We start from the raw sequence: 21,668 nt of genomic DNA on the forward strand, positions 1-21,668 counted from the left end.
TAGGATTTTTTATATTAAGAATAATTTCCGAATATATTTAAATTAAAAAACTAAGTTTAGCTAAATATTTAAAGAATAAAAAAATATCTTGAATTAGATAATGTAATAAATTAAAATATAATGTTAGATATAAATAATAAAATTTATAAATTAATTATAGATTTTTATTATATGAATTATATTTAATGATTTTTGGGCAACTATATATTATAAAGCTAGTTTAATTGTATAAGTTTATAAGCAAAGGTAGATAAAATGAATACAATGATTTTTGAATTTTTTCAACAAATTATCAAATTACTTACTAAAAAGTTAAATAAGTGTTAAAAAATCTTTATTTATGGTTAAAAAAAACAATAAATGTTGTATGATATGAAAATGTTTAGTATATTATATTTGTACATAAATTAAAATAAAACATAAAAAATAAATGCTAGAGGTGGCGCATGATACATATTGAAAAACTTAAAAAAGTTTATAACAATGGCTATGAAGCTTTAAAGAGCATCAATCTTGAGATTAACGATGGTGAACTTGTTTGTCTTTTAGGGCCTAGTGGTTGTGGTAAAACAACTATACTTAATTTAATTGCAGGACTTTTAGATCCTACTAGTGGAGATATAAAATTTGATGATGAATCTATTATTGGGAAACATCCTAAAGATAGAAATATTGGATTAGTATTTCAAAACTATGCATTATATCCACATATGACAGTTTTAGAAAATGTTATGTTCCCTCTTACTGTTGGAAAGAAAAAAAAGACTAAAAGTGAAGCGCTTGAAATAGCTAAAAAGTATATGAAAATTACAAGCATTGAAGAATTAGCTAACAAAAAGCCAGGCGAAATGTCAGGGGGGCAACAACAAAGAGTTGCTATTACAAGAGCATTAGTTCAAAATCCTAAAATATTATTATTAGACGAGCCTCTAAGTAATTTAGATGCAAGATTAAGACTGAAAATCAGAGAAGAAATAAGAAGGCTTGTAAAAGAAATAGGGATTACTACTATCTTTGTTACCCATGATCAAGAAGAAGCGTTATCTATAAGTGATAGAATAGTATTAATGAACGAAGGTATAGTTCAACAATTTGATATACCTCAAAATTTATATTTAGAACCTGCAAATTTATTTGTAGCTAAGTTTATGGGAAATCCTATAATTAATATATTTGAAGCTCAAAAAGAAGGAAATATATTAAAGACAAAGGATTTCAATATTGATTTGAATTTATTAAATCAAGATAGAGTTAAGCAAGATTTGAATGAAAAGAAGTATTTTGTGGGAATTAGACCAGAATACTTTGAAATAAGTGAAAATCCATTATTTAAAGTTAAAGTTGAATCTGTTGAATTAATAGGAAAAGACTGTATAGTAAACTTCAATGTCAATGATATAAATGCAAAATCAATTACTGATATAAGCAATAAGGTTCTTGAAGGTGACGAATTAGCATTAGATATTGATTATAATGGAATCTACATATTCCAAGAGAATGGAGTTAGAGTGTACTAATGAGAAAGTTGAAGTATAGAGCAGAAAATTCACCACAAGCATGGTTATTTCTTTTACCTGCTTTAATAATAGTTGGGATATTTAACGTTTTACCATTAATCAGAACATTTATTATGTCTTTTCAAAAGGGAACTTTAAATAATTTAGTGTCAAATGGATTTAAAAATTATGAGATTGTTTTAACAGATCCAAAGTTTCATACAGCATTAGGTAATACTGCTATTTATGCTTTTGTTGTTGTGCCTGTTGGACTAATTATTTCAATGTTTATTGCAATTACAATTTATGAAAGAATTAAATATAAAGACATTTTTGAAACTATATTTTTTATACCTTATTTAACAAGTGTAATTGCCGTTGGTATAGTTTTTAGATTTTTATTAAACGGTGAGTATGGATTTGTAAATTATATACTAGGATTCTTTAATGTTGGACCAATAAATTTTTTAGATAATCCTAATATGAGTATGATAACACTGGTTATATTTGGTATATGGTCAGTTCTTGCATTTAATATAATTATATTACTTTCAGGATTAAGAAATGTTGATGAAAATTATTATAAAGTTGCAGATATGTTTGGAGCAACAAAGGTTGAACAATTTTTTAGAATAACATTACCTCAAATGATACCAATAATTACGTTTTTGTTGATGGTTAATTTTATTAGTGCATTTAAGGTTTATGCACAAGTATTTGCAATATTCAATGGAAAAGCTGGTATTGCAGATAGTGCTACTACAGCAGTGTTCTACATATTTAATAAGTTCTATGTTGAAAACCGTTATGGACAAGGGATGGCAGCTGCAGTTATCTTATTTGGTTTAATTTTAATTTTCACATTAATTCAAAATCGTATATTAAAAAGATTATCTAAGTAGGTGAAGTGATGAAAAAAGTTAATTTAGTTCTATCAAAGACATTTATCGTTATTATGGCGTTGATTACACTATTTCCTTTTGTATATATGATTTTATCAAGTTTAATGACATACCAAGAGGCAACTAGTATACCACCAACGTTAATTCCGGATAAGTTCCAATGGGAAAACTTTGCTTTAGCAATGGAACAAGCTCCTTTTGTTAGATATTTCTTTAATACAATTTTAGTTTCTGGAATATCAACAATCGGAACAATAGTAACTTCAATATTAGCAGGATTTGCTTTAGTAAAATTAGAGTTCAAATATAAAAATGCTTTAGTAATGGTTATGGCTGCTTTACTAATGGTACCGTATGAAGTTACTGTTTTTACAAATTATCAAACAATTGCACAGCTTGGATTACTAGATACATATACAGCGTTAATAGTTCCATCATTAGCAAGTGTGTTTTATATATTCTATTTAAAAGAATACTTAACAAGCATTCCTATTTCTTATTATAAGGCTGCAAAGGTTGATGGCTGTAGTGATTTAGAATTTGTTAATAGAATTTTAATTCCCTTAGCAAAGCCAGCTTTATTTACAATGGGTATATTAAGCTTTATTAATGGATGGAATTCATTCTTATGGCCAATACTAGTAACAAATAGTAAAGAAATGAGATTGCTAAGTAATGGATTAAGTTCCTTTGCTACTGAAAGTGGTTCAAATGTTCATTTACAAATGGCTGCATCAACAATTGCTATAGTTCCAATTTTAATTTTATATTTAATCTTTAGAAAGCAAATCATAAGAGGAGTTGTTAAGAGTGGCGTTAAAGGATAAAAAAACGAAGATTACGTTTCACAATGGTATTTTAACTATTGGAGGAACAATAATAGAAATAGTGTATGAAGATAGTCACATATTCTTTGATTTTGGGAGCGAGTATGATCCAAAATCACCTGTACAACCAACTAATTTACAAGAATTGTTAGATGAGAATTTAGTTCCATATTTAAATAATATGTATGATCCTAAAATTCCACTAAAAGGGTATGAATCAAAAGAAGATAACTTTAAAAATACAGCAGTATTTTTATCACATGTGCATTTAGATCATTCAAAAATAGTAAATTATTTAAATCCAGAGATACCTCTATATACATTAGAAGGTACTAAATCTTTATTAAATACTCTAAATATAAATAATGATTTCCTTTTCCCTCTTCATGAGAGTAACGGAAAAAATACAAGAGATATAGTTGGAGTTAAAGAAAATGAAGTTATAGAAATTGGCAAAATAAAAGTTAAAGTAATGCCAGTAGATCATGATGCTTATGGAGCATGTGGTTTATTAATTGAAACTCCTGATTTAGTAATATCTTATACAGGAGATATAAGACTTCACGGATATAGAAAAGAAGCTACATTAAATTTCTGTAAGGAAAGTGAAAATTGTGATGTTCTATTAATAGAAGGTGTAAGTGTTTCTTTCCAAGATTTTGATGATGATGTTAGCGATAAAGAAATAACAAATGAGCCAGAATTAATAGAAAAGATAAATGAAATTGTTAATAATAATCCTAACAAGCAAATAACATTCAATTACTATATTTCTAATATAGAAAGAATTTTAAACATAATAAAAACTAATTCAAGAAAAGTTGTGTTAGATGCATATTATTCTTATGTACTAAAGGAAGCAACTGGATATGAATCTTATTATTATCAATTAGATAATGGAGATTATGGATTAGATGGAAATCTTAAAATTGAATTTGAAGATTTATTAAATGATGAAGGTAGCTTTTTCTGGCAATTAGACAAACTTGCCATTGAACATATGGATAAATTAAAAGAAGATGGAATCTATATTCACTCAAATGCAGTACCATTAGGTGAATTTGATCCTGCATACACACCATTTGTAAACAAATTTGAAGAAATGAATATTAAATTTGAAAGAGTTTCATGTAGTGGGCATGCTCATCCTTATGATTTAATCAAGATAATTAACTTAATTAAACCTAAGTTATTAGTTCCAATTCATTCATATCGTCCTGAAAAACTTTATAATGAATCTGGAGATAGACTATTACCAGAGAAAAAACAAACAATCTAAAATAATGGAGGGTAAAAAATGAAATTCAAAAAATTATTAGCGTTAGCCCTATCAGTAGGATTATTAACAGGATGTTCTACTAAAGGTGCTGAATCAAAAAATGAGGACATAGTAACAGAAATAACTAATCCAGTAGAAATAACATTCTGGCATGCTATGAGTGGGGATTTAGAAAAGTCTCTACAAAAATTAACAGATGAGTTTACTACTCAAAATCCTAATATCAAGGTAACTTTACAAAATCAATCAAGTTATCCAGACTTACAACAAAAAATAACTGCAACTGTTGCAAGTCCAAAGGATTTACCAACACTTACACAAGCATATCCTGACTGGATGTTTAATCCTATACAAGATGGGTTAGTTACTGACTTAACTCCATACATAGAAAATGAAACTCTTAAGTTTGATAATTATGATGATATATTACCAAGTCTTAGAGAAGCAGCAAAAATAGATGGAAAGATATATGGAATGCCATTTAATAAGTCAACAGAAGTTATTTGGTATAACAAAACATTGTTTGATGAATTAAATTTAACACCTCCAACAAATTATGATGAACTTGTAAAAGTTGCAAAAGAAATAAAAGATAAAAAAGGTATTCCAGGAGCTGGATTTGATTCATTAAATACTTATTATACTACTTTCTTAAAGTCAGAAGGCCAAACTTTTGATAATAACTTTGATGTTACAAGCGATGCATCAGTTAAAGCAGTTAATTATTACTTAGAAGGTGTAAAAGAAGGATACTTTAGAATAGCTGGAACAGATAAATATTTATCAGGACCATTTGCAAATGAAACTGTAGGTATGTATGTTGGTTCAAATGCAGGTGAAAACTTCGTTAAACAAGGTGTTGGTGATAAGTTTAAAGTAGGTGCTGCACCATATCCAACAAATGCATCACTTCAACAAGGTACTGATTTATATGTATTCTCAAGTGCTACAGCAGAACAAAAAACTGCTGCATATGAATTCTTAAAGTTCTTAACTAGCAAAGAAAAACAAATTCAATGGGCTTCTGAAACTGGATATATGCCAATAAGACAAAGTGCTATTGAATCAGAAGAATATAAAAACTCTGGAAGCTTAATAGCTCCAATATTAGCAGATGCAACTAAAAACTTATATACAAACCCTGTAATAAGTGGTGCTGATGCTGCATATCGTGAAGCTGGTACAATTTTAGAGTCAGTATTAGCTGATACTACAATAGATGTAACTAAAAAGCTAGAAGAGTTTAAATCAACTTTAAATTCAATTTGGGAGTAATATAATATTATTTCTATAGAAATGGAGCTGTCTAAAGGCAGCTCCAAATTAAAATGTAGAATAATACGTTCGTGATTATTAAATTTACATATGCATAAAACTCCGTAAGGAGTTTTTTCTTTAATTTTAAATTCTACATTATTAATTTTACATTGTGCGATAGCATATCAAGGAGGAACTATGAAATTAGTTATTTATCAAACAAGTGATTTACATGGGTTCGTATATCCAACTAATTATGTAACTGAAAAATCTCTTGGAATATTAAAAATAGGAACTTATATTTTAAAGGATGAAAAGAACTATGATGCATCTTTAAAGATAGATTGTGGAGATTTAATTCAAGGATCAGCTTTAACTCATTATCTATCTAAGCAAAATTTGAATACTAATCCAATTACAGAACTTTTAGAGGATATAGGATATAATGCATATACTTTAGGAAATCATGAATTTAATTATGGATTAGATTATTTAAATACTGCCTATAAAATAGTTTCTGATAAGATAGTAAATTCAAATATTAAAGGTTTAGCATTTAATAGCAAACCTTATAGAATTTTTGACTTTAATGGGTTTAAGATAGGATGTATAGGATTTACAACTTCATTTATACCAAATTGGGAACAAGAAAAGAATATAGAAAACTTAGAATTCTTAGATCCAGTTAAGGTCTATGGACAATATGAAAAGGAATTGAAAGAAAAGTCTGATATGATAATAGTTTGTTACCATGGAGGCTTTGAAAAGAGTTTAGATGGAAATAATACTCCTACAGAAAAATTAACAAAAGAAAATCAAGCTAGTGAGTTATTAGAAACCTATGATTCTATAGATATAGTTTTAAGCGGGCATCAACATAGATCTTTTATAACAAAAGTAAATGGAGTAATATGCACACAACCTATGCATAATGGTCAAAATTTTACAAAGATAGTTATAGACACAGAGACTAAAGAAGCAAGTTATGAATTAATAGATGTATCAAAACTAGATGGTGAAATTAATGCTGATTTAGAAAAGAGATTTACTAATTTAAATGAAGAATTACAAGAGTATTTAGATAGGGAAATAGGATATTTTAAAAATGATATAATTTTAGATGATATATTTATTGCAAGACTTAAGGGACATCCTTTTATAAACTTCTTACATGAAGTTCAATTAAGTATTTCTAATGCGGACTTCTCAGCTTTATCATTATTTGATACTGCTATTGGGTTTAAGAAAAATGTTTCAATTAGAGATGTACTAATTAATTATCCATATCCAAATACATTAAAGGTACTTAAAGTTAAAGGCAGTAAAATTAAAGAAGCAATTGAAAAGAGTGCCACATATTTTGTTTTAGAAAATAATGAAGTTAAAATTAATAAGGAGTTCTTAGTACCAAAGGTACAGAACTATAATTATGATACCTTTGCAGGTTTAACTTATGAAATAGATTTAAATAAAGATTTTGGAAATCGTGTTATTTCAATGAAAAAGGATGGAGAAAAACTAGATTTAAATAAAGATTACACAATAGTTTTAAATAATTATCGTGCAAGTAATACAGCTATTTATCCAGCCTATGAAAATGCGGAAGTTGTTAAGGAAATAAATATGGATATGAGTGAGCTTATAATAGATTATTTCCAAAGAAATCATGAAGTAGACGTTCCGTCTGGTAGCAGTTATATAATTAAATATTAATATATTATTTAGAGTTCAAGGGTATTATAAAATTATAATATCCTTGAACTTTTTTGAAATTAAAATATAGGAATTATTTTTTATAATATCAAATAATAAAGCTTATCAAGATTTATGAAAATAACAAGGAGAATATGATCTAACAAGTTAATACCGAAGAAAATCAAGATTAATATAATTTAATACGAAAAATATTTAAGTGTTGCTATGGCTATTTCTATAGGGTTAATAGTTGGAGTATATAATATGCTTTTAAAGTCTGCAAATAGCTATAGAAAAGAACATGAGTACTTAATATACTTTTTACCAATTGCAGTATTACTAATAACAATTATGTATTTAAAAACAAAGAGAAATGCATACTCAGGGGAAATTTTATTAAAATTATAAGTTCAATCTGTAGCTAAAGATATTCCTTTTTACATGATAGTTGTAGTATTTATAGGGTCTCTATTAACTACATTTTGTGCTGCTTCTGCTGGAAAAAAAGGGCTCGGTAGTAGCAATTGGAGGAACTTTAGGAGATTTTATAGCAAGAAAATTTAACTTGACAGATGATGAACAAAGAACTCTAGTAATATGTGGCGTAGGAAGTGCTTTTGGAGTAATATATGATGTCCTTTTGCAGGAGCAATTTTAGGGAGGGAATTAGTGTTAAAAGGTAAATTTCATTATTAAGCATTTATTCAAACATTTTTTGTAGGATCAGCATTGGGAAGTTGGATTGCTAAATTTATTAATATATCGTTAGAATCTTCTACAGCATTGGGAAAGATAGGTGTTTTTTGTAGTACAACTTCATTGCCTATTACATCTATAGCAATGTCATTAGAATACTTCGGCGGAGAAGAAATGGTAGCAATTATGATTTTTATGATAGTTAGTTACATAATTTCCGGATTCCATGATATTTTAACTTGAAGAAAATGACATAAGAAAAATAAAAAATGCTTTAAGAAAATATAATAAAAAAATGATTAATTTTTGCTAAGATTATTTTGATTAAACTGTAGTATATACTTTGAATTTTAGGTTATAAGATAATAATGAAGGGATATATACTTAACATTAAATGTATATAATATATATCTATAATAAATATAAGGAAGGTGAACTAATGAAGAATATGTCTATTAAATTTGGGAAATTTATTTCTTTAAGTGTACTAACTATATTAATATCTTCTTCAATAATTATCTATAAAAATAAAGAAGAAGTACATTCAGTATATGGAGCAGAAAATGGTAATAATTATATTATTCCAAAGCCATTGAGTTATGAAAAGGGAACAGGGAAATTTTTGATTACTAAGGACACTTCAATTTATGTAAAAGGAAATAATGAAGCAGAAACAGAGGAACTTAGTAGAATCGCAGAATTACTAAGAGAAAAATTAAAACCTTCAACGGGATTTGAGTTAAAGATTGTGAAGAGTGAAAATCCTCCGAATTCAGGTATTTATTTAACAACTATTGGAGGAGAAGAAGCTCAAGGAAATGAAGGATATCAAATGATAAGCACTTCTGAAAATGTTAAGATAATAGCATATAAGCCAGAAGGGGTTTATAGAGGAATTCAAACATTGAGGCAGCTATTACCTGCTGATATTGAAAAAAGTACATTAATTACTAATGTTGAATGGAGTATTCCTGTATCTACAATAAATGATAAACCAGAATATCAATATAGAGGATTAATGATTGATGTTGCAAGACATTTTTTCACTGAAGATGAGATTAAACGTCAAATAGATTATGCATCACAATATAAAATAAACAAAGTTCATTTACATCTTACTGATGATCAAGGATGGCGTATAGAAATAAAGAAATATCCAGATCTTACGCTTATAGGAGGAAGTACAGAGGTAGGTGGTGGCCAAGGAGGATACTATACGCAGGAGCAATTTAAAAGTATAGTTAAATATGCAGCTGATAGGTACATAGAAATAATTTCTGAAATTGATATGCCAGGACATAGCAATGCGGCATTGGCCTCTTATGGATTTTTAAACCCAGATGGGAAAAGGAGACCACTATATACAGGAACAGATGTAGGGTTTAGTTCTTTCATGACTCATAGTGAAGAAACATATAAGTTTCTTGATGATGTAATTAGAGAAGTTTCAGCAATATCACCTTCTAAATATTTTCATATAGGAGGAGATGAGGCTGATAGCACTAAGAAGGAAGATTATGATTATTTTGTGGGAAGAGTAACTAAAATAGTTCAAAGATATGGGAAAACTCCAATTGGATGGGATCCGATTGACACTGCTCCAGAAATAGATTCAAGTGTAATATTACAAAATTGGAAGGATTCAAATGAAGCAGCTAGAGAAAAAAAGATGAAAATGATAATTTCAATTGCATCAAAAGCTTACTTAGATATGAAGTATAACGAGAATACACCTTATGGATTAACATGGGCAGGATATATTCCCATAGAAACTGCATATAGATGGGACCCTACAGAATATGCGCCTAAGGATTTAATTCTTGGGGTAGAAGCTCCATTGTGGACGGAGACTATTTCAACTGTAGAACAAATGGATTTTATGATATATCCAAGATTACTAGGCTATGCTGAAATTGCCTGGACGCCTAAAGAACTTAGAAACTGGGATGAATATAAAATTAGATTAGAAAAGCAAGGAGAAAGACTTACAAATCAAGGTATAAATTACTATAGAGATAATAGTATATGGAAAGAAAAATAGAGTATATTAATTAAAACTTTATGTTAAAATGATAGTATATTATAGAAAAAGGAGAATTTTTATGCGTAAAAGAGTAGAATTAGTTATTAGATTAGGCTCTGGGCAAAGACTGTAAAATTTATTATTACAATTTTGTTCAGAGCCGTATCAAGAATATAAATACGGTTTGAATGTTTTGTGCATATGCAGTCTTTGCTTTTTATTTATGAATTAAGTAGTAGATAGGAGCAATAAGTATGAAATATAAAAAAGCACAAGATATATTACCAGAAGAGATTATTAGAATAATTCAAGAATATGTAGACGGAGGATATTTATATATTCCTGCAAAGCCTGAAAAAAGAAGAGCTTGGGGATCTCAAAGTGGATTGAAAGCTGAATTAAATCAAAGAAATAGAGAGATTTTATATAAATATATTAAAGGAATGTCTATTGAAGAGCTTACAAAATATTATTATCTTACTGAAAGTAGTATTAGAAGAATAATTAGAGAACAAAAAAATATAATATAAATTTTGATAATGATACTTATATAATTTCTGTATAGGTATCATTTTTTTGTTTATTATAATCAAAATCTATTCAGAAGTATTTTTAAACTTGTTATATAAATTTATTAAATGGTATTATCGTGTATAAAGTATTTTCAAGGAGTGAAGTAAAGATGAATAGAGTAGTAGCGTTAGATATTAGTTTTAAGTTAGAGGGAAGAGCTAATACAATTTTCCCAGTAATATTAAGTGATGATAACAACATAATTTTAATCGACTGTGGATATCCAAACTTTTTATCACTAATAGAGGAGTGTTCTAGAAAGAAGGGAATTAATTTGGATAAGCTGACCAAAATAATTATAACTCATCATGACTATGATCATATGGGATCATTAGGAGATTTTAAAAGAAAATACCCTAATATAGAGATAGTGTCATCATATATTGAAGAAAGGTATATAAGTGGAAAAGAAAAATCATTAAGATTGAGGCAAGCAGAATTTATATATGATACTATTCCAGAAGAAGGTAAAGAGAAAGCGAAGAAATTTCAACATATGCTTGAATCTATAGAAAGTATTACTGTAGATAGAATTGTGAAAGATAAAGATAAATTTAATTGGTGTGGAGGTATAGAAATAATTGAAACTCCAGGGCACATGCCAGGACATATATCTATATATTTAAATGAGAGTAAAACATTAATAGCAGGAGATGCTTTAGTAATTGAGAAGGAGGATTTAGTTATTGCAAATCCTCAATATACATTAGATATGGATAAAGCCAAGAGTTCTATAAGAAAACTATTAGATTATGATATAGAAAAAATAATATGTTATCATGATGGAGTATATACAAGAAATATTAGAGAATGCCTTATGAAAATCTAGTAAAAATATATAATATTGATGAAAAAAATGGTTTTACGTAGGTGTTTTAACGGAAATTTAACATTAATTAATTTAATCTTTTGAAACTGTCATTATTACAGTGTTTTTCCATTTAACGAGAATTTAACACGGATTTAGTGGTATAAACTGTGTATTTTTAAGATTAAATATTATATAATCACATTGTAAAATTTTTATGAATAATATTATTATAATTCTGGATATTATATATTTATTTATGATATAAAAACTAGATTTTATACCATATATTTACTAAAAATTAACATAAAAATGAAAGGGGATATTTCATGACTATTTCTTTCTTTGAATTTTTAAGACAAGTAGTAGATAATCCGGCATTATTAATAACAGTAATTTTAACTTTAGGTGTAATTTTGGTAAATGGATGGACAGATGCGCCTAATGCTATTGCAACATGTGTATCTACAAGAGCAATAGGCCCTCGTGCTGCTATATTAATGGCAGCAGTTTTTAATTTTCTTGGTGTTTTTGTAATGACTATGATAAATGCTAATGTTGCACAAACTATATATAATATGGTAGATTTTGGTGGTAATTCTAGTGATGCATTAGTTGCTTTATGTGCTTCATTATTTGCTATAGTAGTTTGGGCAACTACAGCTTGGTATTTTGGAATTCCTACTAGTGAAAGTCATGCATTAATTGCTGGTATTTCAGGTGCTGCAATTGCTCTGCAAGGTGGATTTAGCGGAATTAATGGTGGAGAGTGGATAAAGGTAGTATATGGATTAGTACTTTCTACAGGATTAGGATTTGCTATGGGTTGGATAACAGTTAAGATTATAGAATTTATATTTAAAGGTTTTGATCGTAGAAAGACAAGGAGTTTCTTTAAATACTCACAAATTGGTGGAGGAGCTGCAATGGCATTTATGCATGGAGCTCAAGATGGTCAGAAATTTATGGGAGTATTTATGCTTGGAATATTCTTAGCAAATGGACAAGGTGGTGTTGAAAGTTTTGTAATTCCAGTATGGTTAATGATAGTTTGTTCTTTAGTTATGGCTTTAGGCACCTCTATAGGAGGATACAAAATTATAAAAGCTGTTGGTATGGATATGGTTAAATTGGAGCAATATCAAGGGTTTTCAGCAGACCTAGCTGCAGCGGGATGCCTTCTTATTTCTTCAGTAACAGGAATTCCTGTAAGTACAACTCATACTAAAACAACTTCAATAATGGGAGTTGGCGCAGCGAAGAGAGTAAGCTCTGTAAACTGGGGAGTTGTTAAGGAAATGGTTTGGACATGGGTTCTTACTTTTCCGGGTTGTGGTATTATCGGATTTTTAATGGCAAAATTTTTCATTTGGATTTTTTAATAAAATATAAACTACAAAGGAGTAGGATTAAAAATGGCAAGTAAAAAAGGAAATGATTATTTTGAAATGTTATCTGAGTTAGTAGATTATTCATGTAGTGCAGCAAATTTACTTCATGATACTTTATTAAACTTTGATGCAACTGAAATGGAAAAGAAAATAGAAGAAATGCATAAGATTGAACATTCTGCAGATTTAAAAAAGCATGATATGATGGATAAATTAGTTAAGGAATTTATTACACCTATTGAAAGAGGAGATATTGCAGAATTAGCTCATGAAATTGATAATGTAACAGATGCTATAGAAGATATCTTAGCAAGAATATATATGTTTAATATTAGTTCTATGAGAAAAGAAGCTTTAGACTTTGCTAATGTAATAATCAAAAATTGTAATGAATTAAAGGGATTAATGAAAGAATTCCGTAATTATAAGAAGTCGCAAGAAATACAAAAGTTAATAGTAAATATAAATGGATTAGAAGAGGAAGGTGATAAGTTATATACTATGAGTATAAGAAATCTTTATACTACTTCAAAGGATCCTATTGAATTAATGACATGGACAGATACTTTCAAGTATTTTGAAAGATGTTGTGATGCTTGCGAAACAGCAGCAAATGTAGTTGAAAGTGTAATAATGAAGAATTCATAAAATATATAAGATATAATAAAAGGCTGTTGATTTTCAACAGCCTTACTCTATTTCAAATTTATTTATTTTTAAGATGTTACTGAACTTACTTCAATATATTTCTTATTTACATATATTACCGAGAAAAGATACAAAGCAATTGGATGCAAAACAACATCAGATTTATTTACAATATTTTAACCATCTAGCATAAATTTCAGGTCTTTCAACTTGAACAAAATTTAAAAATTCTTCTTTGTATCCAAGATTGTCTAATCCTTTAATGATTAATTTAGGATATACTCTTTTTTTCTTCATAGCCTTTGCAGTATCAATAAGTTTAATATCATTTAATGGTGTTAAAAATATATGAAATAAAGCAGAATCTAATCGTGCATATCCTATAGAATACATGGCGTCATAAATATCAATGATTTTACTTGAAATATCTGATGTAAGAGGATGTGATAACAAGTATTTATTTAATTCAATTCCATCTATATATTCTCTTATTATATGTTTTTTACCATATGAATAAATTTTAGGGAAATGTGGATTTGCTTGAGCCATAAGTAAAGTCTGTATTTCGTTTCTACAAGATTGTTTCTTTTTAAAAATTTTTATGCATTTTTCTGTACCTATTTTGTACACTTTTCCTTGAGTTCCACTACCAAGTAATTGTAATTCATTTATATTTATTCCATCGTAGAGTTTAATTTTAATCACCTACCAATAAAGTAATAACAATATTAGTATATGAAACATAATAAAATTGATTTACTTTATTTTAGTTTTTTATAACTCTATTTCTTCAGCTCTTATCTTAAAATTAGCATCTTTAAAGGACTTTTTAATATATGATGCAGAGCCAATAAATGTTAAGAGATAACCAATAAGTAAATTTTTAATAAACTCGACTTTAATTGAAGGTTCCGATAAAAAATCTGGAACAGATTTTAATGCGTCGAAGAATGTTATTTTATAATAGGTTTTAAATTCTGAATAAATATCTATAGCTAACGAAATGTGGTTAGCTAAATATATCATTATAATAGTTATTATAGATGTGATAATAATTCCCGTTATATTAAGCTTTCCACCAAGTAATTGATAGCCTTTAATGCAACATATAGCAATAGCTAGTCCAGCAATTGCAGCTATATAATTCATTTGGTATATCAAGATCCAAACTAGAGATCCAAGTAAAGCACCTATAAATCCGCCTACAATTCCACCAACTATATTATTACTTACATTTTTTAGGCTATTTTGATTTTCACTTATAGAGTTTGTAATTTCCAATTGGCAATTCTTGCAGCAAGGAATAACAGTAGTGCCTAGTAAAAATGGTGATACTTCCGTATTTTCTCCACAAGAGCTACATCCAGTCACAAAGTTATTCATAATAGAAAAATCTATAAGTTTATTTAATATGGATAATATTATTTCTGGACTTCTATATTTTTTATAGCTTGGATTATATTGCAGCTGAATACTAGAAGGCTTATAGGATGCATAATTAAGTTTTTTAAATTCTTTTGTTAAATCATTAAGGAAAGAATTAATTTTATCTACTTCAAATTCATTAGTAAGTTTTATAGGAAAATCAATATAATATATATAATTAATTGAGCTTATTGAAATATTATATCCCCTATATAATCCAAATAAAAAGTCATGTTTATTGATAGGATTTAAATGCGTTAATTCTGCAAGACCTAAAAGTAGTTTATCTTTCATTAGCAAGTACTCCTCTCATTTTAAATTCTTAAATTATTCATTATTATACCAATAACTAGATTGAGTATCGATTAATAAATATAATCGCATAATAATTCATATTTACATTATGAAATTAATATTATACAATTTATGTAATATTAATCAAAAAGGTGAATATTTAGCAGGAGGATTTTATTTCAAAAAGTTTAGGCCCAAATCCAAATGATATAGCCAGATGAAAATATTAAAACAGTATGCTTTATAAAAAATACTATAAAAAATCCTAATATTGAAGTTGGAGATTATTCTTATTTTTCATGAGAAGAATTTGAAAAGCATGGAACTCATCATTATGAGTTTATTGGTGATAAGTTAGTTATAGGGAAATTTTGTGTTATTGCAAGTGGCGTAGAATCTATTATGAATGGTGCAAATCATAGGATGAATAGTGTAACTACTTATCCATTTAATATTATGGGGAATGGATGGGAGAAATCAACTCCTGCAATAGAAGATTTATAAAAATTTAGATGTGTTATGTAGCTCTGATTTAAATAGGATAAGAAGTATAGAATAAAAAAGCATTATATGAATTTATTAGTATTTGGAGGTATAATAATGATCAATAGCAAGATTGTAAGATGTATACATGATAGTATTTGGGAAGAAATATGGGAATTATATAATAGTAGCTTTCCTATTTTTGAGAGGCGGATATTATCTAATCAAATAGATGCAATAAAAAATGATAGATTTAATTGTAAAACTTATTTTGAAGATGAAACCCTAGTAGGAATATTATTTTATTGGGAATATAAAAATTATAAATATATAGAACATTTTGCTATAAATGAGTATCTTCGTGGAAAAAAATATGGTTCAAAGATTTTACAGGATTTTTGTGATGATAATAAAACTATTATTTTAGAGATTGATCCTATTGTAGATGAAATTTCAAAACGGAGACTTATGTTTTATGAAAACATAGGATTTAAACTAAATAATATTGTTCATATACATCCTCCCTATAGAAAGGGCTATAAAGGACACAATTTAAAAGTTTTAAGCTATAAAAGAAAGTTAGATTTATTAGAATATAATGAGTTTAATAAATTTTTACAAGATGAAGTAATGAGATATAGTGACTAATAAAAGATTTTTAGGCAAAGATAAATTAAATTATTATTAATAGAACTAAAACAATAATATTACATATATAGAAACCTAGATATTATAATTATTAATAGATTTTATAATATCTAGGTTTTTATATTCATGGTAAGATATCAATTTAATAAGTTCTATAAACTAGTTGCTAATAATAATTACTTATAATTCTTTTTAAAATTCCATATAAAAGATATAAATAGTGAAATTATTCCTATAAATAGAAAAATATAAAAAAGTGGTATTAGGAAAAATGGCTCCATAAGAGTACCATCTGGAGCAACGTCACTTCCAATAATATTAAATGCAATAATACAAGATATTGATAGTATAAATGATGTTAAAGATATTATATATTTTTTCATGTTAAAACCTCCATAAAACTTAATTTATAATTAAAAATGCTAGCAATTTTACAAATAGAGTATAGTATATAAAACTATAAAAGTCAATAAAATATTATTGATAAACAATAATATTTTATTGTTTTAATATTCAAAAGGAATTCTAAAGTGAATTGGATGATAAAATGTAATTGTTAAGAGTTATAGAATATATACTAATACATTTTGGACATACTATATTTGTATCAATTTTGAAAGGAGATATAATATGGAAAGATTACATTGTAACATTAGTAGAATAGCAAATGAAAATATGAAAACACAGTTAAAAAATTCATTAGAAAAAGTTGAAGGTGTTAATCAAGTTTGTGTAGATATGGCAAGAGGTTCTGTTGAAGTAATATATAATAAATCTGCTACACAACAAAGTATAAAAACTTGTATAGAAAATTCAGGGCATACAATTGAATAATTAGTAAAAAAAGTAGTATATAGTGTTATAAATTTATATACTACTTTTTTATATTCTATATAAGAAGAAGTTACCTTTGTTAATTTAAATAATATTTATTTTTATCTAGAAAAAATAATTTATTATTACTTAAAACATATGTTTAAATAGAATTTTTATATTTGTAGTTTATAGATATATTTTGCAAAAAATATATTTAAAATATATAATATTATATAAATATATATTTTGTATACTAATAATGGTGGTGATGATATGGATTATACGTTTAAATTTACTGAGGAAGAATATATTAGATTTTTAAATATTAACACAGAAAAAAATGAAGATCCTAGTATAAAGATAAATATAGAAAAATATAGAAGGATAATTTTGATTATTTTGATGATAAGTATATATTTAATACCTGCAGTATTTATGGTTGGCAATATATTATTCATTTTTATTTGGTCAATTTTTTCTACTATAATAAATTTAATTCTTTATTTTGGAGTTAAAGGGCTTTCGAAGAAAACTAGTAATAGTTATAAAAAATATATTGATAAAATAAATTATAAGTTTCAAATTAATGAGAAGGATGAGAAAAGGGTAATAGTAAAAGATAATATATTTAGTTATTTTTCTTCTACGGAAAGTATAATGTTTAAAGTTAGTAGTATTAGTCAAGTAAAGGAAGATGATTTGTTTCTTATTATTTCTTATAAAAATGATAAAAATAATATATATATTCCTTTAAGGGTATTAAATGAATACGATAGATTTATAGAAGAAATTAAGAAAATTAATGATAATAATACTAATATATATTTAGGTGATAAAAATATTTATACTAATAAATTCACATTAGATATTAAAGATATAAAAATATCCATAAAGTATTTATTTTTTCAAAAAAGAGTTATAAATATAATAATTAAAGTTATATTACCGTTTATAATAATACAATTATTAACTTTAGTTGCTATTTATTTTATGCTTTCTTATTTCGAAAATAAAAAAATGATATTTTTATTAATAGTTATAGCTTTAACTGCTTTTGAGTTGGTTGGTATTTTTTTGTTAATAAAGAAGACTTTGATAAAAAAATTATTTATTAATAAAGATAATGAAGAGCTAGAATCTAATTATCAAGTTTCATTTATAAATGACAATGGAATTTATACATATAATAAGGATATTTGTATAGGATTAAACTGGAGTAAGGACCTAGTTTTAAAGGAATATAATGATTATTTTTTTGTGACAAAAGAAAGTAGACTTATATCTATAATTCCTAAAAGAGCATTTAATAATAAAGATCATTATAAGAAATTTATAAGAAAAATAGAAGATTATATTGGGAAAAGTAATTTATTATAATTAAAAGTTTAAAAGAATCTATATTAACTGTTTTAATGATTTTATAGATTCTTTTTTACTTTTAAATAGATGAAATTACAAAATCTTTAAATGTTTTTGATATAGGTGACATATAAGCATTTTTAAGCCATCCCATATAAATAGTTTTATCTTTAATTTTTTCTTTTATCTTTAAGATAGATATAGAATTTGTGTTTATAATTGGTGTATTTGGAACTATTGATATTCCAGCGCCTGCCGCAACTAAACCTTCCAGCATACTTGCTTCACTAGGTCTTATTGATATTTTAGGAATATAACCTAAGAATTCAGAGTATGAAATCATCTTATCTTTATTGTCTATACAAAAAGCAACGAAGGATTCATTTTTTAATTCTTTCAAAGATATTTCGGATCTACTTGAGAGATAATGATTTTTAGGAACTATCAATACATATTCTTCTTTTCTTATAGGGATTGATTCAATTTCAGAAGGTATATTAATGTGTTCTATACATTCATAAAATCCTAAATCTATTTTTCTCGATTTTAAATCACATATTATATTTTTTACTGATTCATGATTAAATTGAAATTTAGCATTTGGATTTTTATTTAAGAAAGTACTTATTATAAAAGGCATAAAATATGTTCCTATGCTAGATGTAGAAGATATAGAAATACTACCTGTATTAGGATTGGTTATTTCTTTTAACTCTTTTATACCTTTGTTTATCTCAAGCAATGCAGCCTTTGTATGAGTCAAAAATATTTTTCCTAATCTTGTTAACTTAATGTTACGACCACTTTTTTCAAATAAAGGAACTTCTAATTCTTCCTCAAGTTTTGAAATTGCTTTACTTAAAGCAGGCTGACTTACGGATAATAAATTAGACGCAGATGTAAAATTTTCAGTTTCAGCTATTGTTTTAAAATATTCTAATTGTTGTAGGTTCATTTTAATCTCCTTAAAATAATATACATTAATATATTTATAAAATTAGCTAGTCGGATTTAATATTAAAGCTAGGATAACAGTGTCTTAGTTAATAATTGTTATAATATGAGCAGTTTCAAAAGTCATATTAAAGTCATATTAATGACACAAAACTATAACTATTAGTTATGGATTTATAAAAATTATCAATTAGACATATCTTACTTTATAATGATATAATCACAATATGAATTTTAGAGTTAAATTTATTAAATAAAATAATTATAAAATTTATTTATAGTTATGTCAAAAGAAACTGGGGGAATATATTATGATGATAGTAGATAAAAAAAATGTATTGGATGTAGTTTATGTGTTAATGATTGTATAGTGAGCGATATAAATTTAGTTGATGGTAAAGCTAATATAAATAATATAACTTGTATTAAATGTGGTCATTGTATAGCGGTCTGTCCTAAAAATGCAGTTTCAACAGATGAATATAATATGGAAGATGTGAAAGACTACAATAGAGAAGATTTTGAAATAAATGAGGATAATTTACTTAATTTTATTAAGTTTAGAAGAAGTATAAGAAACTTTAAAAATAAGGATGTTGAAACTGAAAAGCTTTTAAAAATTATTGAAGCAGGTAGGTTTACACAAACAGGAAGTAATAGCCAAGATGTATCTTATATAGTTATAAAAGATGGAATTTATGAATTAAGAGAAATGACTTTAGAAAGTTTAAGTCAAATGGGACAAGGAATACTTAATAATTTAACAGAAGAAACTATGAAATTTAAAACTTATGCAGAGATGTGGGTACAAATGTATGAAGATTATAAAGTCGATCCGAAAAAAGGTGATAAATTATTCTTTAATGCGCCAGCGGTAATACTTGTGTTATCTAATTCACAAGTAAATGGAGCTCTTGCATCTTCAAATATGGAACTTATGACTAATGCATTAGGACTTGGAACATTCTTTAGCGGATTCTTTATTAGAGCAGCGCAAGGAAATAAAAAGATAATGAATTATTTAGGTTTAGATGAAAATAAACAAATTGTAACTTGTATGGTTATTGGATATCCAAATATAAAATATTCAAGAACAACACCAAGAAAAAATGCAGAAATAAATTGGATGTAATAAAAAGGTAATTATATGAGAATTTTATATAGTAAGGAGTAGTGAAAATGAAAGTTGAAATTTGGTCAGATATATTTTGTCCATTTTGTTATATAGGAAAACGTAAATTTGAAGTAGCTTTAGAGAGTTTCGATAAAAAGGAAGACATAGAAGTTATATATCGCAGTTTTGAATTAAATCCTAGTGCACCAAAGCATAATGATAAGAACATACATGAACTTATTGCTAGTAAGTATGGAATTACTTATGAAGAGGCTAAGCTAAATAATAATAGTATAGTAAATCAAGCAAAAGAATTAGGATTAGAATATAACTTTGATACTTTAGTTCCAACAAATTCTTTTGATGCGCATCGAATGATTCATTTTGCAAAAGAGTATGGTAAGATGGAGGAAATGACAGAAGCTTTATTTAAAGCATATTTTACAGATTCTAAAAATGTAAGTGATTTTAATACCTTGGCTGAAATAGCAGAGAGTGTTGGATTAAATAAAGAAGAAACAATAAGTGTGTTAAATAGCAATAAATATAGTGATTTAGTAAGAGGAGATGAAGATATGGCAGGGCGTTACGGAATAAATGCAGTACCATTCTTTATATTTAATGAAAAATTCACAGTTTCAGGAGCTCAACCTACAGAATTATTTTTAAGAGTTTTAAAGAAATTAAGCGAAGATGAAAAATCTTTAATTTAATAAAAGTTTATATAAAATATATTAATTTTAAATGGTTTTAGCAAGAGCAAAATTTTATTAAAATATTTAGTTTTATGCATATATAAAAATTTCTAATTAAGTTTAAAAACTCTTTTAAGCAAGTAAAATCAATGCTTTGAAAGGGGCTCGCGTTTTGGTCTTACCCCCATTATGTAGACAGTCAATAAAAGGTCGTGTACAATCTACATAATGGGGTGATTTTTTATGTCAATAAAGCACAAAGCTTATAGTGCAGAATTTAAAATA

The 21,668-nt window shown here is 26.5% G+C and carries 22 protein-coding genes and 2 pseudogenes; 20 read left to right on the forward strand and 4 right to left on the reverse strand.

Annotated features, from left to right (window positions below; genetic code table 11):
- The first annotated feature begins 446 nt into the window (after positions 1-446).
- From J7M87_RS05100 to J7M87_RS05160, 14 genes are all read left to right on the forward strand, one after another.
- Positions 447-1,517: an ABC transporter ATP-binding protein gene (locus J7M87_RS05100; RefSeq protein ID WP_291649302.1), complete on the forward strand. Its 1,071-nt coding sequence runs from the start codon at positions 447-449 to the stop codon at positions 1,515-1,517.
- On the forward strand, positions 1,517-2,398 hold the full coding sequence (locus tag J7M87_RS05105) for a sugar ABC transporter permease (RefSeq protein ID WP_291649303.1): 882 nt from the start codon (positions 1,517-1,519) through the stop codon (positions 2,396-2,398). The genes J7M87_RS05100 and J7M87_RS05105 overlap by 1 nt, the downstream gene beginning before the upstream one ends.
- An 8-nt stretch (positions 2,399-2,406) precedes the next feature.
- A complete protein-coding gene (locus tag J7M87_RS05110) occupies positions 2,407-3,225 on the forward strand; it encodes a carbohydrate ABC transporter permease (RefSeq protein WP_291649304.1) in 819 nt (272 codons plus the stop codon).
- Positions 3,209-4,504: an MBL fold metallo-hydrolase gene (locus J7M87_RS05115; RefSeq protein ID WP_291649305.1), complete on the forward strand. Its 1,296-nt coding sequence runs from the start codon at positions 3,209-3,211 to the stop codon at positions 4,502-4,504. The genes J7M87_RS05110 and J7M87_RS05115 overlap by 17 nt, the downstream gene beginning before the upstream one ends.
- Positions 4,505-4,522: 18 nt before the next feature.
- Positions 4,523-5,779 carry an extracellular solute-binding protein gene (locus tag J7M87_RS05120; protein ID WP_291649307.1) on the forward strand — a complete coding sequence of 419 codons (1,257 nt, stop codon included), beginning with the start codon at positions 4,523-4,525 and terminating at the stop codon, positions 5,777-5,779.
- 180 nt (positions 5,780-5,959) lie between these two features.
- Entirely contained in the window at positions 5,960-7,474 is a 1,515-nt protein-coding gene (locus J7M87_RS05125; protein ID WP_291649308.1) for a bifunctional UDP-sugar hydrolase/5'-nucleotidase, read from the forward strand.
- 246 nt (positions 7,475-7,720) lie between these two features.
- Positions 7,721-7,864 (forward strand): hypothetical protein, encoded by a 144-nt coding sequence (locus tag J7M87_RS05130; RefSeq protein ID WP_291649309.1) that lies wholly within the window; start codon positions 7,721-7,723, stop codon positions 7,862-7,864.
- 76 nt (positions 7,865-7,940) lie between these two features.
- Positions 7,941-8,114, forward strand: a complete 174-nt coding sequence (locus tag J7M87_RS20415) for a chloride channel protein (RefSeq protein WP_365844600.1) — start codon at positions 7,941-7,943, stop codon at positions 8,112-8,114.
- A 44-nt stretch (positions 8,115-8,158) separates the two neighbouring features.
- Positions 8,159-8,395 (forward strand): chloride channel protein, encoded by a 237-nt coding sequence (locus J7M87_RS05135; protein WP_291649324.1) that lies wholly within the window; start codon positions 8,159-8,161, stop codon positions 8,393-8,395.
- 196 nt (positions 8,396-8,591) lie between these two features.
- The gene (locus tag J7M87_RS05140) at positions 8,592-10,193 is read left to right on the forward strand and encodes a beta-N-acetylhexosaminidase (RefSeq protein WP_291649310.1); all 1,602 of its coding nucleotides are present in this window, start codon (positions 8,592-8,594) and stop codon (positions 10,191-10,193) included.
- Positions 10,194-10,429: 236 nt separating this feature from the next.
- Positions 10,430-10,705, forward strand: coding sequence for a CD3324 family protein (locus tag J7M87_RS05145; protein WP_291649311.1), 276 nt, complete (start codon positions 10,430-10,432; stop codon positions 10,703-10,705).
- Between the two features lie 152 nt (positions 10,706-10,857).
- Positions 10,858-11,577 carry an MBL fold metallo-hydrolase gene (locus J7M87_RS05150; RefSeq protein ID WP_291649312.1) on the forward strand — a complete coding sequence of 240 codons (720 nt, stop codon included), beginning with the start codon at positions 10,858-10,860 and terminating at the stop codon, positions 11,575-11,577.
- Between the two features lie 308 nt (positions 11,578-11,885).
- Positions 11,886-12,938, forward strand: coding sequence for an inorganic phosphate transporter (locus J7M87_RS05155; protein ID WP_291649313.1), 1,053 nt, complete (start codon positions 11,886-11,888; stop codon positions 12,936-12,938).
- 33 nt (positions 12,939-12,971) lie between these two features.
- A complete protein-coding gene (locus J7M87_RS05160) occupies positions 12,972-13,595 on the forward strand; it encodes a DUF47 family protein (RefSeq protein WP_291649315.1) in 624 nt (207 codons plus the stop codon).
- A gap of 162 nt (positions 13,596-13,757) precedes the next feature.
- Here the strand turns inward: J7M87_RS05160 and J7M87_RS05165 are convergent, their stop codons facing one another.
- Together J7M87_RS05165 and J7M87_RS05170 are read right to left on the reverse strand one after the other, a co-directional pair.
- The gene (locus J7M87_RS05165) at positions 13,758-14,300 is read right to left on the reverse strand and encodes a hypothetical protein (RefSeq protein ID WP_291649316.1); all 543 of its coding nucleotides are present in this window, start codon (positions 14,298-14,300) and stop codon (positions 13,758-13,760) included.
- A gap of 69 nt (positions 14,301-14,369) precedes the next feature.
- A complete protein-coding gene (locus J7M87_RS05170; RefSeq protein WP_291649317.1) occupies positions 14,370-15,314 on the reverse strand; it encodes a hypothetical protein in 945 nt (314 codons plus the stop codon).
- Between the two features lie 176 nt (positions 15,315-15,490).
- Here J7M87_RS05170 and J7M87_RS05175 point away from each other — a divergent pair.
- Both J7M87_RS05175 and J7M87_RS05180 read left to right on the forward strand, forming a co-directional pair.
- Positions 15,491-15,812: pseudogene (locus tag J7M87_RS05175) on the forward strand (acetyltransferase); the annotation flags it as partial.
- Positions 15,813-15,914: 102 nt separating this feature from the next.
- A complete protein-coding gene (locus J7M87_RS05180; RefSeq protein ID WP_291649318.1) occupies positions 15,915-16,445 on the forward strand; it encodes a GNAT family N-acetyltransferase in 531 nt (176 codons plus the stop codon).
- Between the two features lie 176 nt (positions 16,446-16,621).
- Here the strand turns inward: J7M87_RS05180 and J7M87_RS05185 are convergent, their stop codons facing one another.
- Positions 16,622-16,828, reverse strand: coding sequence for a DUF3955 domain-containing protein (locus J7M87_RS05185; RefSeq protein WP_291649319.1), 207 nt, complete (start codon positions 16,826-16,828; stop codon positions 16,622-16,624).
- Positions 16,829-17,075: 247 nt separating this feature from the next.
- Here J7M87_RS05185 and J7M87_RS05190 point away from each other — a divergent pair, with 247 nt between their 5' ends.
- On the forward strand, positions 17,076-17,279 hold the full coding sequence (locus tag J7M87_RS05190) for a heavy metal transporter (RefSeq protein ID WP_291649320.1): 204 nt from the start codon (positions 17,076-17,078) through the stop codon (positions 17,277-17,279).
- Between the two features lie 255 nt (positions 17,280-17,534).
- Positions 17,535-18,638 carry a hypothetical protein gene (locus J7M87_RS05195; protein WP_291649321.1) on the forward strand — a complete coding sequence of 368 codons (1,104 nt, stop codon included), beginning with the start codon at positions 17,535-17,537 and terminating at the stop codon, positions 18,636-18,638.
- Between the two features lie 61 nt (positions 18,639-18,699).
- Here the strand turns inward: J7M87_RS05195 and J7M87_RS05200 are convergent, their stop codons facing one another.
- Positions 18,700-19,575, reverse strand: a complete 876-nt coding sequence (locus J7M87_RS05200; RefSeq protein ID WP_291649322.1) for a LysR substrate-binding domain-containing protein — start codon at positions 19,573-19,575, stop codon at positions 18,700-18,702.
- A gap of 310 nt (positions 19,576-19,885) precedes the next feature.
- Here J7M87_RS05200 and J7M87_RS05205 point away from each other — a divergent pair.
- Positions 19,886-20,706, forward strand: a pseudogene (locus J7M87_RS05205) (nitroreductase family protein).
- A 47-nt stretch (positions 20,707-20,753) separates the two neighbouring features.
- Positions 20,754-21,401, forward strand: coding sequence for a DsbA family oxidoreductase (locus tag J7M87_RS05210; protein ID WP_291649323.1), 648 nt, complete (start codon positions 20,754-20,756; stop codon positions 21,399-21,401).
- Positions 21,402-21,668: the final 267 nt, after the last annotated feature.

Source organism: Clostridium sp., from assembly GCF_017888565.1.
GTDB lineage: Bacteria > Bacillota > Clostridia > Clostridiales > Clostridiaceae > Clostridium.

What these genes read in the sequence shown, in the direction of transcription:
- J7M87_RS05145 (WP_291649311.1), top strand. Translation starts at nt 10,430, where the DNA reads ATGAAATATAAAAAAGCACAAGATATATTACCAGAAGAGATTATTAGA.
- J7M87_RS05110 (WP_291649304.1), top strand. Translation starts at nt 2,407, where the DNA reads ATGAAAAAAGTTAATTTAGTTCTATCAAAGACATTTATCGTTATTATG.
- J7M87_RS05185 (WP_291649319.1), bottom strand. Translation starts at nt 16,828, where the DNA reads ATGAAAAAATATATAATATCTTTAACATCATTTATACTATCAATATCT.
- J7M87_RS05210 (WP_291649323.1), top strand. Translation starts at nt 20,754, where the DNA reads ATGAAAGTTGAAATTTGGTCAGATATATTTTGTCCATTTTGTTATATA.
- J7M87_RS05105 (WP_291649303.1), top strand. Translation starts at nt 1,517, where the DNA reads ATGAGAAAGTTGAAGTATAGAGCAGAAAATTCACCACAAGCATGGTTA.
- J7M87_RS05195 (WP_291649321.1), top strand. Translation starts at nt 17,535, where the DNA reads ATGGATTATACGTTTAAATTTACTGAGGAAGAATATATTAGATTTTTA.
- J7M87_RS05170 (WP_291649317.1), bottom strand. Translation starts at nt 15,314, where the DNA reads ATGAAAGATAAACTACTTTTAGGTCTTGCAGAATTAACGCATTTAAAT.
- J7M87_RS05140 (WP_291649310.1), top strand. Translation starts at nt 8,592, where the DNA reads ATGAAGAATATGTCTATTAAATTTGGGAAATTTATTTCTTTAAGTGTA.
- J7M87_RS05100 (WP_291649302.1), top strand. Translation starts at nt 447, where the DNA reads ATGATACATATTGAAAAACTTAAAAAAGTTTATAACAATGGCTATGAA.
- J7M87_RS05125 (WP_291649308.1), top strand. Translation starts at nt 5,960, where the DNA reads ATGAAATTAGTTATTTATCAAACAAGTGATTTACATGGGTTCGTATAT.
- J7M87_RS05150 (WP_291649312.1), top strand. Translation starts at nt 10,858, where the DNA reads ATGAATAGAGTAGTAGCGTTAGATATTAGTTTTAAGTTAGAGGGAAGA.
- J7M87_RS05120 (WP_291649307.1), top strand. Translation starts at nt 4,523, where the DNA reads ATGAAATTCAAAAAATTATTAGCGTTAGCCCTATCAGTAGGATTATTA.
- J7M87_RS05190 (WP_291649320.1), top strand. Translation starts at nt 17,076, where the DNA reads ATGGAAAGATTACATTGTAACATTAGTAGAATAGCAAATGAAAATATG.
- J7M87_RS05155 (WP_291649313.1), top strand. Translation starts at nt 11,886, where the DNA reads ATGACTATTTCTTTCTTTGAATTTTTAAGACAAGTAGTAGATAATCCG.
- J7M87_RS05180 (WP_291649318.1), top strand. Translation starts at nt 15,915, where the DNA reads ATGATCAATAGCAAGATTGTAAGATGTATACATGATAGTATTTGGGAA.
- J7M87_RS05200 (WP_291649322.1), bottom strand. Translation starts at nt 19,575, where the DNA reads ATGAACCTACAACAATTAGAATATTTTAAAACAATAGCTGAAACTGAA.
- J7M87_RS05130 (WP_291649309.1), top strand. Translation starts at nt 7,721, where the DNA reads ATGCTTTTAAAGTCTGCAAATAGCTATAGAAAAGAACATGAGTACTTA.
- J7M87_RS05160 (WP_291649315.1), top strand. Translation starts at nt 12,972, where the DNA reads ATGGCAAGTAAAAAAGGAAATGATTATTTTGAAATGTTATCTGAGTTA.